This window comes from Solwaraspora sp. WMMD406, from assembly GCF_029626025.1.
Taxonomy (GTDB): Bacteria; Actinomycetota; Actinomycetes; order Mycobacteriales; family Micromonosporaceae; genus Micromonospora_E.
This window is the reverse complement of record NZ_JARUBF010000001.1, coordinates 3,806,891-3,822,602: the sequence shown is the minus strand read 5'-3', so window position 1 is coordinate 3,822,602 and position 15,712 is coordinate 3,806,891. Positions and strand designations below refer to the sequence as shown.

General features: G+C 67.6%; 14 protein-coding genes. 8 read left to right on the top strand and 6 right to left on the bottom strand.

Features of this window, described 5'->3' with window-relative positions:
- Positions 1 to 38 precede the first annotated feature (38 nt).
- Positions 39 to 518: a GNAT family N-acetyltransferase gene (locus O7632_RS16970; protein WP_278115502.1), complete on the bottom strand. Its 480-nt coding sequence runs from the start codon at positions 516 to 518 to the stop codon at positions 39 to 41.
- Positions 515 to 3,571, bottom strand: coding sequence for an orotidine 5'-phosphate decarboxylase / HUMPS family protein (locus O7632_RS16965; RefSeq protein WP_278115501.1), 3,057 nt, complete (start codon positions 3,569 to 3,571; stop codon positions 515 to 517). The genes O7632_RS16970 and O7632_RS16965 overlap by 4 nt, the downstream gene beginning before the upstream one ends.
- Before the next feature lie 415 nt (positions 3,572 to 3,986).
- Between O7632_RS16965 and O7632_RS16960 the strand changes: the two genes are divergently transcribed.
- From O7632_RS16960 to O7632_RS16935, 6 genes are all read left to right on the top strand, one after another.
- Positions 3,987 to 5,015 (top strand): zinc-binding dehydrogenase, encoded by a 1,029-nt coding sequence (locus tag O7632_RS16960; protein ID WP_278115499.1) that lies wholly within the window; start codon positions 3,987 to 3,989, stop codon positions 5,013 to 5,015.
- Entirely contained in the window at positions 5,005 to 6,126 is a 1,122-nt protein-coding gene (locus tag O7632_RS16955) for a DegT/DnrJ/EryC1/StrS family aminotransferase (RefSeq protein WP_278115498.1), read from the top strand. Before O7632_RS16960 ends, O7632_RS16955 begins: the two co-directional genes overlap by 11 nt.
- Positions 6,123 to 6,578: an NUDIX domain-containing protein gene (locus O7632_RS16950; RefSeq protein WP_278115496.1), complete on the top strand. Its 456-nt coding sequence runs from the start codon at positions 6,123 to 6,125 to the stop codon at positions 6,576 to 6,578. Before O7632_RS16955 ends, O7632_RS16950 begins: the two co-directional genes overlap by 4 nt.
- Entirely contained in the window at positions 6,482 to 6,901 is a 420-nt protein-coding gene (locus tag O7632_RS16945; RefSeq protein WP_278115495.1) for a serine hydrolase, read from the top strand. Before O7632_RS16950 ends, O7632_RS16945 begins: the two co-directional genes overlap by 97 nt.
- A 150-nt stretch (positions 6,902 to 7,051) precedes the next feature.
- The gene (locus O7632_RS16940) at positions 7,052 to 7,411 is read left to right on the top strand and encodes a hypothetical protein (protein WP_278115494.1); all 360 of its coding nucleotides are present in this window, start codon (positions 7,052 to 7,054) and stop codon (positions 7,409 to 7,411) included.
- Entirely contained in the window at positions 7,408 to 9,996 is a 2,589-nt protein-coding gene (locus tag O7632_RS16935; protein ID WP_278115493.1) for a tetratricopeptide repeat protein, read from the top strand. Before O7632_RS16940 ends, O7632_RS16935 begins: the two co-directional genes overlap by 4 nt.
- Before the next feature lie 225 nt (positions 9,997 to 10,221).
- Here O7632_RS16935 and O7632_RS16930 read toward each other — a convergent pair whose 3' ends face one another.
- Both O7632_RS16930 and O7632_RS16925 read right to left on the bottom strand, forming a co-directional pair.
- Positions 10,222 to 10,443, bottom strand: a complete 222-nt coding sequence (locus tag O7632_RS16930; RefSeq protein WP_278120124.1) for a hypothetical protein — start codon at positions 10,441 to 10,443, stop codon at positions 10,222 to 10,224.
- Positions 10,444 to 10,459: 16 nt separating this feature from the next.
- Positions 10,460 to 11,188, bottom strand: coding sequence for a hypothetical protein (locus O7632_RS16925; protein WP_278115491.1), 729 nt, complete (start codon positions 11,186 to 11,188; stop codon positions 10,460 to 10,462).
- A 227-nt stretch (positions 11,189 to 11,415) separates the two neighbouring features.
- Here O7632_RS16925 and O7632_RS16920 point away from each other — a divergent pair, with 227 nt between their 5' ends.
- Entirely contained in the window at positions 11,416 to 12,264 is an 849-nt protein-coding gene (locus O7632_RS16920) for a helix-turn-helix transcriptional regulator (RefSeq protein ID WP_278115490.1), read from the top strand.
- Entirely contained in the window at positions 12,255 to 12,449 is a 195-nt protein-coding gene (locus O7632_RS16915; protein ID WP_278115488.1) for a DUF397 domain-containing protein, read from the top strand. Before O7632_RS16920 ends, O7632_RS16915 begins: the two co-directional genes overlap by 10 nt.
- A gap of 702 nt (positions 12,450 to 13,151) precedes the next feature.
- On the opposite strand, the gene O7632_RS16910 is transcribed toward O7632_RS16915, so the two are convergent.
- Both O7632_RS16910 and O7632_RS16905 read right to left on the bottom strand, forming a co-directional pair.
- Positions 13,152 to 15,185: a glycogen debranching N-terminal domain-containing protein gene (locus O7632_RS16910; protein ID WP_347403578.1), complete on the bottom strand. Its 2,034-nt coding sequence runs from the start codon at positions 15,183 to 15,185 to the stop codon at positions 13,152 to 13,154.
- Positions 15,182 to 15,640 (bottom strand): SCP2 sterol-binding domain-containing protein, encoded by a 459-nt coding sequence (locus O7632_RS16905; RefSeq protein ID WP_278115486.1) that lies wholly within the window; start codon positions 15,638 to 15,640, stop codon positions 15,182 to 15,184. The genes O7632_RS16910 and O7632_RS16905 overlap by 4 nt, the downstream gene beginning before the upstream one ends.
- Between the last annotated feature and the right edge of the window lie 72 nt (positions 15,641 to 15,712).

Genomic DNA, 15,712 nt, shown 5'->3' with positions numbered 1-15,712 from the left:
ATCGTGCCGTCCAGCCGCCGCCCGCGTGGCACCCGAATCTAGCTGCCGATCGGTCGCTCATACACGGCACGATGCTTCCCCGGCCCCTTGAAGTCGTAGATCACGGAGACGCCCTGCTCGGTCGTGTCACCTGAGCGGTTGCTAAAGCCCAAGCCGAGCCATGCGCTGTGCGCGGCGTGGTTGTCGGGTTCCGAGGTGAGGAACAGACGCCGGCATCCCCAGAGAACGCCTTGACGATGAACCTCCTCCACGAGCGCCCGTGTGACCCCTTGACGACGGTGGCTGGGGTGCGTTATCACGTCTTGCAGATAGATCTGTGATGGGTCGACCTGGCTTCGGAAAGCGATCACGCTGCCGACGACCTGCCCGTCGATGATGGCGAGTGGGCAGGTGTTGGCGAACAGCGTGGCATACAGCCAGTAGTCCGATGAGCCTCGCAGCCTGACGTACGGCTCTCCTAGGGCCAGCAGTGTCTCCAGGTCGGGAATCCGGTCTACCGTGAGCGGCGCGATAATCACGAGCTGTGTCCTTCGGTGAGTTCGATCGAAGCCGCGAGGTCCCGTGCGGCGACGGCGGGATCCAGGGAATCGGTGACTCCGCGACCGACGACGAGGATGTCCCAGGATCGTCGCCGCCTAGCCTCAAGGTCGGTAGGTTCGAAACCACCGGAGACAGCGACCGGCAGCCTCGTCCACGACCTGATGAATTGTGCCTGGTCGAGAGGGTGAGAGCCGGCCACGCCCAAGTCGATGTTCGTGGTGATGGCGAAGCCGTCGACTCCCGCGCGTTCCATGTCCTGCACCCAGCCTTGGACCAGCCGGCCCTCGGGCACGTCGATCACAATGGGGACGCCCAGCCGTCTGCTCGCTTCGGCTGCTGCGGACACGCTGGCGATGCTGGCGGGTCCGATGAGTAGTACGACGTCGGCTCCGGCCTCGGTCGCGAGAACCACCTGGTCGCGTCCCCAGTCTGCGGACATCATCTCGGCGACGATCCATGCACCAGGGATTCGCTGCTTGACCGCGCTGATGGCCTGGACGCCGACGCTCTTGATGAGCGGGTCGCCGATCTCGATGAATTGCACTCCCGCGCTGGCTACGGCCCGCCCGACGGTGATCGCGTGGTCAAGGTCCCGGACGTCGAGCGCGACCTGAAGGGCGCATCCGCCTCGAAGACGCCGGAAGGCTTCCTTGCCGAGACCTGCGGCAACGCTTGTGGCTGTGCCGTGGTGTTCGAGCAGGTTGGCTTCGGTGCGTACGACCCAGTCCTTCGAGGCGACGCCTTGACGGATCAGAGCTGACTGGACGTTCGTGGGTAGCCGCAGGGTGCCTGTACGGATCTCGCGGAGCAGGCCGAACAAAGCGCTGCGGGAGGAGTCCTCGTCTTGCAGAGGCCTCTTGCCGCGTTCAAGAAGAAGTCGCTGGGCGGCGACTCGGACGTTTCGAGGGCCGGTCCGCCATGCTTCTTGACGCCGGAAGACAAGGTCGGCGGCCGAGTCCTCGTCCCCAACTCTGAAGGACAGCCCTTGGAGAAGACGTTCGCGGACGTGCCAGTTGCGGTCGTCGAGGAGCGTGGACAGTAGGTGTTCCAGACCGGGCGCGGTCGACCGGCCAGCGGCTTCGGCGGCGGCGGCGCGGACTTTGTAATCGCGGTCTGCGGTCAACGACTCCATGATCGAGATCACGGTATGCCGGGGGATCACCTGGCCTGCTCGGATCCCCTCGGCGAGGGCAGCGCGGGCTCGCCAGTCGGGATGGGCCAGGAGTGTTTTCAGCTGATGGGAGGTACTGTCGTCAGCGGTGAGGAAGACGTAGAAGTGTCGGGCAAGGAACACCGCGTCCTCTACGATGTCGAGCTGCGTAAGGCGGACGAAGTCGTGGGCGGCCGCGATAGGCAGCTGCGTCTCGACGCGCGCCACGATGTCGGACCAGACGGCCGGGCCGAATCGGCGTAGAACCCGCAGCATCCATCGGGGATACTCCGCGCCGAGTGCCGTGACGGCTGCGCTGGTCCGCAGGAGGGCTCTGGCGAGGGGCAGGCCGTTGTCGTGCAGGCATCGGGAGGCACACGCGCGCAGCACCTCGGCCGTGGCAAAGGACGCACTCTCGCCGGTGAGGTCGAGCATCAGCGGCAACGTTGCGGTGAGGTTGATCGACGGTGACTGCGCGACGGCGGCCAGCAGCTCCGGTGATGCCGCATCCAAGCCTTGCAAGAAGAACTCCAGGACGCCTCGCAGGTCAGCTGATGTGTTGGTGCGAGCGGCCAGGTCGTTGAGCAACTCGATCGTGACGGCCGAGCGTCCGTGGGACTCGATGTGCTGGGCGAGCCACCGCGCGAAAAGGTACTCACGAATGACGTCGTGCTGGAATGTAAGGCTGCCGAACGGTCCGGACCGCACGAGTCTGGCGACCGACGACGTAGAGAGGCCATCGGCACTACCCGGCGGGTCGTCTTCGATCGTAGGAAGCAGGTGATGCGTCCATGCCGCAGCGAGTTGCCGTCGCGCCAGTGCGGTCAGATCCGCCGTCGCGCGCTCGACGTCCAGGCCCGCTGCCTTCAGGATCGAGGCGACGCAGAAGTCCACAAGCCGGTAGGCGTTGGCTTGCCCAAATGGCTCAGTCGACTTGGCGGCCCGGATGAGGCTCATGTACAGCGGCAGGCGGACCAAGTTGCGGATCCGCGCGGGCAGGGCGTCGAACGGGGGCTCGTTCGCATGCCGCTGCGCGTTCCACACGTTCCGGGCTGTACCGGCATCCCAGCGGTCCAGACGCAGCGACGGGCCGACACCGCGACCCTGACCGTGCATGACCGCTGCGGCCAGGACAGGGTAGGGCGCGAGTTCGACATCCGGCGGTGTACGCAGTACGAGAAGGAACCTCAAGTTGACCGAGAGCACCTGCCGCAGCGTGCCGTCGAGTTGCCGGCAGACCTTGTCCACGACGGCGCGGGACTGCGGACCGTCGATGAGAACGAGCAGCGGCCTGCACAGGCTCTGGCTCTCGTCTTCAAGGGTCAACAGCGGATCCACGCCCGCCGGCAGAGAGCCGTAGCGGAGGATCTCCCGCGCTAGGTCGATGTCCTCGGTCCACGAGTCTGCGCTCAGCAGTTGGAAATCCACTCCGGGAACATGAGACGCCAGATGGCGGACGAAGCTGGTCTTGCCACAACCTGGGGGGCCGGTGACCAGGTAGACGCGAGCGGTCGAGACGAGGAGGTCCGCAATCTGCCGCTGGACGTCGGCCGGAGGTGTGTAGACGAGGTCATCGGGCTGCTGCCTACTGAGCGCCGCGAGGATGGCCTTGGTCCGTTCCCTGGAACGGGTGCCAAGATCTGGCTTTGCGGACGTGGCGCCACCGTCGGCAAGTACGGGCGCGCCGTTCGGGCCTGCGGCCACTGACGCCTTGAGCGCTTGGGCAAACCGCTGCTTGACCTCGATCGGCGACCGTGCCAGATCGACATCGAGCATCTGCTGGGTCTCGTAGCGCATGCGGGTCGCGCTGCCACGCTTCTCCCAATTGGAGATGGCCGCCGGATTGACGCCGAGGTGTTCCGCGAAGCCGCGCACGCTCATACGCAGAGCAAGGCGCAATGCTCTTGCCTCGCGGCCCGTCCACCGCCGTACCGTCTCCACGGGATTGCCCCCAGGCTAGCTATGCACCGAGTGTCATAGTCGCAGTTGGCAGCGTAGTAGGCGACGGCGAGCGCAGACGAGCTGAAACTCGGACAACACTAGGACGTCCACGCATCGTCAGGGGACGGTCCGGACCCGCAGGCTAGTCACACAGACAACTACGGCGATGGATTTGGACGATCAGAGTTCGTCACACCTCTACCGCCGTGGCCAGCCTCGCGTTTTGCGAGTTCGACGCCTTCGGCGACGAAGACGCCAGCACGCGCCTCCGCCGTCTACCAACCCTGGAGAGATCATGACCGAACCCGAAGTCGTACAACCACGCACTGCCGACGAGCCTCCCTGCAGCAGGATCATGATCACAGGACCGGGTCAGGTCGAGATCGTTCGCGAGCATTTGCCCGCGCTCGGCCCCGACGACGTCTACGCCGAATCGGTCCTCTCCGGCATCAGCCACGGCACCGAGATGGCCTGGATGGCCGGCGACGCCGCCGCGCTACACCGGTCTTGGGACCCGCATCGACGCATCTTCCTCGACGGCGCCGGCCGAGACTTCCCAGTAGCGCCGGGCTACGAGACCATCGCGCGGGTCACCGCCGTCGGCGAGGCCGCTGTCGGCAAAGTAAGCGTCGGCGACCTCGTCACCCTCGACCGCCCGCATGGGACCACGCACATCGTTCCGGCCGACGCTGCCCTCGCAAGCCGGTTGCCGACCGGCGCCGAAGCCGAACGCGCTATCTTCTTCATCCTGGCGCGGGTCGCCCTCGGGGGCGTACACGACGCTGAGGTACGCCTTGGCGATATCGTCGTCGTAGTCGGGCTCGGCACTGTCGGCCTTCTCGCCGGCCAACTCGCGCGACTCGCCGGAGCTGCCAAGGTCATCGGAGTGGACCACTACCCGCTGCGTCTGGACACCGCCGACTCCCTCGGCATCACACCCGTACACGCCGCCACTGACGACGATGTCGCCGTGCAGGTCCGTAAACTCTGCAGCCCGCAGGGCGCGGACGTGGCCATCGAAGCCTCCGGCTCCTACCGCGGCCTGCACGAGGCGATCCGCTGCGTCCGGGTAGGCGGCCGAGTCGCGACTGTCGCCTCCTACCACGGCGATCAGGACGGCCTACGACTCGGCGAGGAGTACCACCGCAACCGCATCACCCTGGTCTCCTCCATGACCGTGAACGGCTGCCCACAGCGCGCCCACCCCGCCTGGGACCTGCCGCGACTCAACGCCTCCGCCCGGGACTTGGTCATCAGTGGGCAGGTGCATGTCGACAGCCTGGTATCTCACCGCTTCCCCTTCAGCGAGGCGGCCAAGGCGTACCAGCTGATCGCCCAGCGCCCAGAGGAAACCATCAGGGTGGTGCTGACCTATGACAACTAGCAGCCACGACGTCCTCAACCCCGTCGACGACCGGTACTCCCCTTCACCCTGCGGCGAACTGGACGAGATCCGCGCCGCGCTCGACGACGGCCGCCTCTCCGGCGGTGCCCCGGTCCTCGCAATCTACGAACACGCGCTCGCCAAGCGCTTCGGCGCTCGCCGCGCCATCGCCGTCAACTCGGGAACCTCCGCGCTGCACGCCGCGCTCATCGCCCTCGGCGTCCGCCCCGGCGCGGAAGTCCTCGTCCCGGCCACCGCACCCCTGCCGACCGCCATGCCGGTGCTCACGTGCGGAGCCACACCCGTCCCCGTCGACACCCTGCCCGATTCCCTTGCCCTCGATCCCGCCGATCTCCAGCGCAAGCTCACCGAACGCACCCGCGCCGCCATCTCCCTGCCGCTCTGGGGCTACCCCAACGACGAGCGAGCCAGCGCAGACCTACTCGCCCAAGCCGGAGTGCCTGTCATCGAGGACGCGTGCCAAGCCCACGGCACCCGAGTCGGCAACCAGTTCGCCGGCACCCACGGTGCCGTCGGCTGCCTCTCCACCCACGACCGCAAGCTCTTGTCCACAGGCGAGGGAGGCTTCGTCCTCACCGACGACGAGGAACTTGGCGAACGCATCGACTGGTACACCCACCTCGGCCATCTGCATGGCACCGCCCACGGTGTCAACTACAAGCTCGCCGCCCCTCTGGCCGCTATCGGCCTGCGCCGGCTCAAAATGCTCGACGGTCAACTCGACCGACGCCGCCGCAACGCCCAACGCGTCCTCGCCGCGCTACCCCCAGGCGGCCTGTTACGGGAGCTGCCGTACGGAGTCCAGGACAAGCCGAACTATTACAACCTCGTCCTCACCATCAAGGACCGCATCCCGCAGGTCGTCGCAGGGTTCGAAGCCGCAGGCCTTCCACCCGACTCGATCCGGTGGCGGTACCGGCCGCTGTACCACCAGCCCATCTTTAAGCCCTATGCCAGCCAGTGCCCCAACGCTGAACACCTCGCCACGACCACCGTTCAACTCCCAGTGCACCCCGGAATGACGGACGCGACCGTAGGGTGGATGGCCGACCGCGTGGCCCAGATCGCCCAGGGAGATACCCAAGCATGATCCGTCATTTCACCAGCTCGGCCATCGTCTTCAACGACGACGGTCACGTCCTGCTCGTGCACCACAACAAGATCGACCTCTGGCTGTACCCCGGCGGGCACATCGACCCCAACGAAGACCCCGCCGAAGCGGCACTCCGCGAGGTGCACGAGGAAACCGGGATCATCGCCGACATCCTCGGCCCACCGCCATTCCGGCACCCCGCCGTACGCAGTATCCCAAGCCCGTACGCCATCATCGAGATGGACATCGAAGACCGCAAGGTCGGACCACACCGACACATCGACTTCGTCTACGTCTGCCAAGCCACCGGCGGCAACCTTACGGCCCAAGTCGACGAAGTCGCTGGCGCGAAGTGGATACCCGTCGAGGACCTGGCGACCCTTCACACGCCCGCCGAACTCCCTGCTCTGATCAGCGAGGCTGCCCGCTTGATCCCTCAAACGGCCTGAGGAGCTCCGGAACTGAGGAGGGAGCAAACCGGCGCGCTTGTGGCGAAACCAACCGAGGCGGAGCTGACCGCTGCGCTCCACCCATTTGGTTAGACACCGGATGGGGCTACGCCTACGGCTGGTTGATCAACACCGAGGACGGACACCTGCGGGTCGGCAAGAACGGCGGCGCCACCGGGTCGACGGCCTACCTGCAGATGTACCCCGACGACGGGATCGTGGTCGCCGTGCTGACGAACCGCGCCGACGGCGTCTCCGACAGCAACCGCGCCGAGGCGCTCGGCTCCGGGATCGGCAGCCTCGTGCTGGACACGCTGCCGTAGCCGTACCAGCGGCGATACCAACCAGGACGGCCCGCCCCCCTCGGCGGGCCGTCCCATGAGGATGCGGCGGGCTCGTAGACTGGCGGGCAGTCGTGTGGCGTCGGTCGTGATGGGTTGGGGGTCGTGGTGCCTCGTCGGAGCCAGCGGTGGGTGTGGGCCGGGCGCGTGGCGTTCGGCGTGATCGTCGCCGGGCTGGTGGTGTATCTGGTGATGGTGGGTCTGGACAAGGCGGACAAGCTGGCCAGCAGTATCGGCGCGGTGGCGGCGCTGACCGCGTTGGCCGCGCCGTACCTGTTGCCCGCGCCGGGATCGAGAGGTGTGTCGATGGTGGAGCCGGACGAGGTACGGGACACGGGCGCTGCCCGCGCGACCGGTGGCGGGCGAGCCAACACGGGCGTGGACGTGGTCGGTGACGATCGTCCGGCGCGCGTGATCCGTTCCGGGAATGCGACGGCGCATGGTCCCGGCTCGACGGCCAACACCGGGGTGCAGCGCCGGCCCCGACCGTGACCGCACCGCACGATCCGCCCGCCGCAGCCACCGTCTCCGATTCCGGTACGGCGAACGCCGACCGTGCGGGTGTCGCCAACTCCGGCATCATCCAGGGCGACGTCCGGCCCGAGTTCCACGAACATCACCACTATGCCCCTGCGGCGGCGGTGACCTGGCCGGTCCAGGTGGGGCAGCCGCCGCCGATGGCGTCGGCGTTCCAGCCCCGCGACAGTGTCCGGGCGAGAATCCAGGACGCCCGTGATCACGGAGCCGACGTGGTGTTGACCCAACGCGACGCCCGCCCGGCCGGGACCGGTACGCGAGTCCTCGCCGGTGAGGGTGGGGTCGGCAAGTCACAGCTGGCCGCGTGGTTCGCCCACCAGGCCGTCATCGAGCGGGACACAGATCTGGTCGCGTGGGTGCTGGCAGGCAGCCCGGAACAGATCATCACCGGCTACGCGCGGGCCGCGCTGCGGGTCGGCGTGCCGGGAGCCGACGGTACGGATCCGGCCGCCGACGCCGCCGCGTTCCGCGAATGGCTGCACACCACCGACCGGACCTGGCTGATCATCCTGGACGACATCACCGACCCGGCTCATCTGCGCGATTGGTGGCCGCCGCACCGGCCGACCGGCTGGACACTCGCCACGACCCGCCGGCGCGACGCCGCCCTGGCCAGCGGCGGCCGGCGAAGCATCGACATCGGCGTGTACAGCCCCGACGAATCCCTGGCGTATCTGACCACCCGGCTCACCGAAGCCGAACGTCCAGGGCTGCTCGACGCGGGTGCCGCTGACCTGGCCGCCGCCCTCGGGCACCTGCCCCTGGCGTTGTCCCACGCCACGGCCTACATGATCGACCAGGCGATCGGGTGCACGGCGTATCTGGCTCGCTACACCGCCGCCGCGCCGTTGGCGGAGGTGATGCCCGCCGACAGCGACCCCGACGACTACGGCCGGCCAGTCGCGGTCACGCTCCTACTCGCCCTGGACGCCGCCGACCAGGCCAATCCAGTCGGGCTGGCCCGCCCAGCCCTGGCGTTGGCCGCCATGCTCAGCCCCGACGGCCACCCCGACGACTTGTGGAAAACCGCTGCGGTCACCGCCTACCTGTCCGAGCAGGTCGACCGAGCCGTCACCGCCGACCAGTCGGCCCTGGCGCTACGGACACTGCACCGCTACGGCCTGCTGACCCACGCCCCCGCTGACGGAGCCCGAGCTGTACGGGTCCACGCGCTGACCGCCCGCGCCACCCAGGAAGCCAGCACGATCGACCCGGCAACCGTTGTACGGGCTGCCGCCGACGCGCTGCTGCAACTATGGCCAGAGCTCGACTACTCCACCACCACACTCGTGGATGTGCTGCGGACCAACACCACTACCCTAGCTGGCCTCGGTGGTGACCTGCTGTGGCATTCCGACGGACATCCACTGCTGCACTGGGCCGGCACCAGCCTCCTGCGGTCCGGACTGCACGCCCTCGCTATCGGCTACTGGCACCGAATAGTCGACGACGCGGTGCGGCTGCTCGGCGACGACCACCCGAACACGATCACCGCCCACGCCGAACTCGCCGCCTCCTACTGGCAGGCCGGCCGCACCACCGACGCCATCACCATCGAGGAACGGGTCGTCACCGACCGGGTGCGGCTCCTCGGCAACGACCACCCGGACACGCTCACCGCCCACGCCAACCTCGCCGCCTCCTACCGACAAGCCGGCCGCACCACCGACGCCATCACCATCGAAGAAAAGGTCGTCACCGACTCCGTGCGGCTCCTCGGCCACGACCACCCGAACACGATCACCGCCCACGCCAACCTCGCCACCTCCTACTGGCAGGCCGGCCGCACCACCGACGCCATCACCATCCTCGAACAGGTCGTCACCGACCGGGTGCGGCTCCTCGGCCACGACCACCCGGACACGATCACCGCCCACGCCAGCCTCGCCACCTCCTACTGGCAGGCCGGTCGCACCACCGACGCCATCACCATCCTCGAAAAGGTCGTCACCGACCGGGTGCGGCTCCTCGGCCACGACCACCCGAACACACTTACCGCCCACGCCAACCTCGCCGCCTCCTACCGACAAGCCGGCCGCACCACCGACGCCATCACCATCCTCGAAAAGGTCGTCACCGACCGGGTGCGGCTCCTCGGCCACGACCACCCGAACACACTCACCGCCCACGCCAACCTCGCCGCCTCCTACCGACAAGCCGGCCGCACCACCGACGCCATCACCATCCTCGAAAAGGTCGTCACCGACCGGGTGCGGCTCCTCGGCCACGACCACCCGAACACGCTCACCGCCCACGCCAACCTCGCCGCCTCCTACCGACAGGCCGGCCGCACCACCGACGCCATCACCATCCAGGAAAAGGTCGTCACCGACTCCGTGCGGCTCCTCGGCCACGACCACCCGAACACGCTCACCGCCCACGCCAACCTCGCCGCCTCCTACCGACAGGCCGGCCGCACCACCGACGCCATCACCATCCAGGAAAAGGTCGTCACCGACCGAGTGCGGATACTCGGCGACGAACACCCGCACACCGTGGCAGCAGTTCAGGCACTGCGTGCGTGGCGGGCCGGGGCATAGCTTCGATCCGTTGGCGCTGCCGGTCTGCCCTATGTGGCGAGAAGGACCTACCGAGGACCCACGCCGTCTTCCAGTACCGACTGCCTTCGCCTACTTGGACCGCGCACCCATAGGACCTGAAGATCATTTGTCGTAAAACCTGGATTCCATCGGCGTGTCGTCCGTATCCACATCAACTGATCTTGGTGACCGCTGTATCGCTGAGGTGGACGCCGCAGTGTGTCGTCACCGCTTCGGAGTAAGCCGCCGGAGTCCAGCGAGTTGGACGAACACTTCTCGGCGCTCGACCGCGTCGCCGGCCGCGTCCAACTCGTAGCCATCGAGCCAGCACCACCCGTGGTACGTCTGCCGCTCGTCGCGGCGGATGACCCGGAAGCGGATCGGTCGCGCGGCGAACTGGACGCTCGCCGCACGGTTCAGCAGCACCACGTCACCGGCGGCCGGCAGTCGCGGCCGTACGGGCTCACTCACCCTCAGGACTGGGGTCGATCGGCCGGGTCGGGCAGCCCCTGTTGGCGACGGGTTCACACTCCCCGCATGCGGGCACGTCGCCGTCGCCACGACACTCGATGATCACGGCTGCCGGTACGGTGTGGCAGTAGGCGCACGTCGGCACCTTCCGGGTCAGCACACCCGGACGTACGAGCGCGTCCTTGTACGGGCGCACCATCACCAGCGTGCCGGAGCGCTCCGGATCGTCGCTGATCTCCGGCCCCATCACGATGATCCAGGACTGCCACGGCACGTCCGGGCCGATCTCGGCCACCGTCAGCCGCACCGGGCGCAGCCCGTCCAGATGGTCCGCCGCCCGGACATCGACCACGTCACCGGGGCGCAGCCGCACCGGCAGGTAGGCGGCGACCGGCGGCTCCGACGCCCCGACCGGCCACAACCCGGCGTACGCCAAAACGGCGCGGACCCGCTTCGCCCGCCCCGGGTCGACCCGCTGCAGTACGGCGAACGCCCGCCGGAACCGCTCACAGAAAGCGGGCGTGCCGCAGCTTCGACACTCCACCGTGGCACGTACCGGCATGTGCTGGTTGACCAGGGCGACCGCCCGGTTCGCCACCAGAGACGCCGGCCGGGGCGGCGGCACGTTCCGGGCCAGCCGCCACACACCTGCGGTGGTGTCGTAATGACCGGGGTTGCGAATCGGAAGCCGTCCCCGCCGGGCCGCCGCGAGGTTACGCACAACCCGCGATCCGTTCGCGTTTCCGATCCCGTCGTCGTGCCGCACATCGTCCCCCTTGAGTCCGGTGGAGTGGGGACCCGGCGGATGGTGCCGTGGCGTTCGGGGAGTGTGAACACACCCACCCGCCGGGTCCCTTCCACCCTGGACTGACAGGCCCTCAAAAGAGAAGATGGATCGGCGGATCAGAGAGAACGAATCACCCGAACGCCATGCATGGAGGTCAAACAGTGCCACCTGAGGAATTGTCGCGCGGTTCTGGAGAGGGCCTGGAGAACATGAAGACGATGAGCCCAAGCGAGTATCTGATCATGAGTCTTCGTCGCTGCCGCGAGTCAGCAGGCATGACACAGGAGCAGTGGGGGTCGAGCATCGGGTACTCGGCGCAGCACGTGAGTGCGATCGAACGCGGCAGCCGCGCGGCACTGCCGGACTATCTCACCAGGGTGGACGGCCGCTACGGGACGACGCTGACCCACTTCTACACGAACTTCCTGCTCGGGGAGACCGCCCCGGTGTGGCTCCGCGAGTGGATCGAGATCGAGCGCGAGGCGGTGATGCTTCGCTGGTTTGAGCCATCGATGATTCCTGGCTTGCTCCAGACCGAGGCGTACGCACGGGCGATTCTGTCGTGGGGTGGACTGTCGACGGCGGTGGAGATCGAGCAACGGCTAGCGTCGCGGATGGAAAGGCAAGCGGTCCTGCGCCGTGAGCCGACGCCACCTCTGGCGTTCTTCCTGCTGGACGAACAGGCGCTCCGGCGGGATTTTGGAGACGCCGCCATGATGCGGGAGCAGTGCGAGCGCCTGTTGGAGGCAGCTCAGCTGCCCCACGTTCACCTACAGGTGATCCCATCCGGTGCCGGGCTGCACGCCGGCCTGGCTGGCGCGTTCATCCTCGCCCGAAGTCCGGACGGTGCCGAAGCCGCCCACACCGACGCAGCCCTGGAAGCCGGGATCACCGACCATCCCGAGAAGGTTGCAGCGCTCCATGCCCGATGGGACGCTATACGGAGCGAGGCCCTGCCGCATTCAGCGGCAGTCAAGATGATCAAGGAAGTGGCAGAGACATGGACATGACCCGGGAACCGAACTGGCGGAAGTCCAGCAGGTCCGCAAACGGCGGGTCTACCTGCGTCGAGGTGGCTGACAACCTTCCCGGCCGCGTCCTCGTCCGGGACACCAAGGACCGCGACGGCGGAACGCTCACCTTCAGCCCCACCGCGTGGTCGGCGTTCGTCACCGACGTGACCGGCAAGCCCTGAACCATCGCGCGATCCGCGCAAAGCCGTAGGCCGTACCGGAGCCCCGATCCCGCCGCGAACCGGGTATCGGGGCTCCGGTCGTCCCTGGCGTCTCGCCAGCAGGTTCGGCTGGAACGTTTGGCGCGGGTAGGAACCCCTACAAGGGCGTCGCCGATTCCATCATGGACCATCGGCGGCGCACTTTTTATTCGACTTGCGTAGGGTATATTCGTTGATGAATTTGAGGAAGTGCACACATCTCGCAGCTACGTCGACGCTGAGCATTGTTGTTGGGATTGGCGGATGCACCGGCGGTAACGAAGATGCAACGCCACCCACACCGGAGCCACGCACGCCGGAGACTCCGGCCACGCTGCCACTCCCGGAGATCGAGGCCCCTCCCAGCCCTCAACCAGGGATGGAGACCTTGCTTACGGTGTCACCGACAAGTGGGGCCACGGCAGCCGGCACGGTACGAGCCGAAGCTGGTGCCATCTGGGTCAACGTTGACTGCATTGGCGGAATCCTTGAGATAAGTCTGAATGACGATGTACAACTTCCGATCACCTGTAGCGAAACCGAAATAACGCCTTCCGGGAACCGCATCGGGTATTCCTCGGCCCGTGAGATAACCGTGACAGTTCAAGCCTCACCGGAGGTGCTCTGGAGCATGAGAATAGAACAGGAGGGCCCGACCGGCAGACCGTAACGGCGCGGGCGGGGTCAGCGGCTGCGGCCGAAGGCGTCGACGAAGCCCCACCGGCCGGGGATGTCGAGCAGTTCGATCCGGCCGATCCCCGCCGGCAGATGCGGTCGGACGATCGCGTGCTCACCCTTCGGTTCGAGGCCGAGCACCGTACGCAGCAGCATCAGCGTCGCGCCCGCCGACCACGAGTGCGGGCTGCAGGCGGCCGGGAGGCGCACGGGATACTTCGTCAACGCCCGGTCGTAGCCGGCGAACGCGCCCGGCAACTGGCCGCCGAAAAAGCGGGCCGCGTCGATCATCGCACCGGCGATCCGGGCCGCCTCGTCGTCGAGCCCGTACCGGCGCAGTCCGAGGGCGATCAGCGAGTTGTCGAACGGCCAGATCGTGCCGGTGTGAAAGCCGACCGGGCTGTAACGCCCCTCCCCCTCGGCAAGGGTTCGCACACCCCAGCCGGAGAACATCCGCCGGTCCATCAACCGCTCGGCGACCTGCCGGGCCTTGTCATGATCGGCGATGCCGCTCCACAGCAGATGTCCCATGTTGGAGGCGCACGCGTCGATGTGAGCGTGGTCGGCGTCGATCCCGAGCGCGTAGTAGCCACGGTCGGCGATCCAGAAGTCCTGGTTGAACCGCTGCTTCAGCTCCTCGGCCGAGCGTTCGAGCCGGTCGGCGTACGCCGGATCGTTCCACACCTCGCGGGCCAGTCGGGCACCGCGCCGTTTCGCGTCGTACGCGTACCCCTGCAGTTCGCAGGTGGTGCGCGGACCCGCCGGCAGTCGACCGTCGCCGTACGAAATGCCGTCGGGGGTGTTCTTCCAGCACTGGTTCTCGATGCCGAAACGCTCGTTGCGGCGGGTGAACCAGAGGTATCCGTCGCCCATCAGGTCACCGTGCTCGTCGATCCACGCGAGGGCGTTGCGGCCGTGGAACTCCAGCTCATGTAGCAGGTCGTCGTCACCGGTCCAGCGACGGTATTCGTCGAGCAGGACGACGAACAGCGGAGTGGTGTCCGCCGCCCCGTAGTAGGGACAGGCAGCGACCTCGGCGAAGCCGGCCCGCTCGCCGAGCCGGAACGTCTGCAGAATCTTGCCCGGCTCCTCCTCGGCGAAGTCGTCGAACCGGGTGCCCTGCAGATCAGCGAGGGTGTGCAACACCCCGGGCACCAGCTGCGGAACGAACGGCACCGCCTGCAGGCAGGTGATGAGGCTGTCCCGGCCGAAAATGCTCATCAGCCACGGCAGACCGGCGCCGAGGACCAGCTCGCCCCGGGAGTTGCCGACGAACCGCAGCGATTCCAAGTCGATCAAGCTCCGCCGGTACGCCTCGTCGAGCGCCGCCGAATCACACGACAGCGTCGGCGCCGACGCCAACCAGTCGGCGAGCACCCGGCCCAGTTCCACCTTGGCAGGTGCGTCGTAGACCGGTGCCGCCACCCGGATGTCGCGCCCCTGGGCGCCTCTCGTCCAGGGAATCAGCTGAAATGTGGTGTGCCACGCCTCGTGCGGTGCGATCCGTACGTCGAAGGTCATCCCGTGGTCGTCGACCACCCCGTCAGCGCTGCTGGTGATCACGACCTCGCGGCGCAGGTTCTCCCGCTGGTAAAGCAGGCGCAGAGTCCGCTGCTCGACCGTCGTGGAGGTCTTGCCCTTCTTGCGGACGTCGGCGAGCGCGGTGATGTCGGCGAAGTCGGTGCCCATGTCGAGCCGGATCCGCAGCTCGGCGTCCACGTTGCGATGATTGAGCACGGTCAGTTGTTCCAGGAACACCCCGCCGCCGACCGACCGCTGCCGGATCACCGAGATGTCCGCGTCGACGTAGTGGGTCGGTTCTCCGGGGACGAGGAAGAAGCGCAGCTCGTAGTAGTGCAGGTCGTCAACGGACAGGGCGTGCATCCGCTGGCCGTCGATGGTCAGGTCCCAGGTCGACAGGTACCGCGTGTCGTCGTTGAACAAGCCGCTGGGTGAGTCGGTCGAGGGCAGAATGTCACCCCGGCCGTCGCTGACCATGAACATGTTGCCGTCCAGGATGCTGGCGCGGTCGAGGTCCTTCACCAGTCACCGTCGCCGCGTCGGGCCAACTCCGTGCGGACCGACTCCGGGCGACGCCGGGTCAGCTCGCGGGGACGGCGTGCCCCAACGGTGTCCGGCAGGATCCACCGGACGCCCAGCAGGAGCGGAAACAGCCCTTCGACGGTGTACGCGTACCGGATGAACGCCGGCTCGATCCGCTCCTCACCGCGCAGGATCCGGTCGAACAATGCGCTGTCGATCGAGACCACGCAGTCGGCGTCGGCGTCGGACTCCTCCGCGTGCACCTGGCCGCCGTGAAACCGCAGCCGCCAATGCGTGTCGCGATCCTCATCGTCGCGGTCGGGCACGTCGCGGTCGGGCACGTCGCGGTCGTCGTCGCGTACGTCGAAGCGGAGGGTGCCGTCCAGTCCCGGCGGCACCGGCCGCGACGCCCCGCTGTCGAGCGCTGCGAAGAAGGCCCGCGCCGTCGCCGACATCGTCACCCCCCGCGTCGTCCCTCGACGTGAGTCTGGCTTGACGAGCGGGCTACCGGCCGCCGGATCCCCCCG

Coding starts and splice junctions, on each gene's coding strand:
- O7632_RS16960 (WP_278115499.1), top strand. CDS start 3,987: ATGATCACAGGACCGGGTCAGGTCGAGATCGTTCGCGAGCATTTGCCC.
- O7632_RS16905 (WP_278115486.1), bottom strand. CDS start 15,640: ATGTCGGCGACGGCGCGGGCCTTCTTCGCAGCGCTCGACAGCGGGGCG.
- O7632_RS16955 (WP_278115498.1), top strand. CDS start 5,005: ATGACAACTAGCAGCCACGACGTCCTCAACCCCGTCGACGACCGGTAC.
- O7632_RS16965 (WP_278115501.1), bottom strand. CDS start 3,571: ATGAGCGTGCGCGGCTTCGCGGAACACCTCGGCGTCAATCCGGCGGCC.
- O7632_RS16915 (WP_278115488.1), top strand. CDS start 12,255: ATGGACATGACCCGGGAACCGAACTGGCGGAAGTCCAGCAGGTCCGCA.
- O7632_RS16950 (WP_278115496.1), top strand. CDS start 6,123: ATGATCCGTCATTTCACCAGCTCGGCCATCGTCTTCAACGACGACGGT.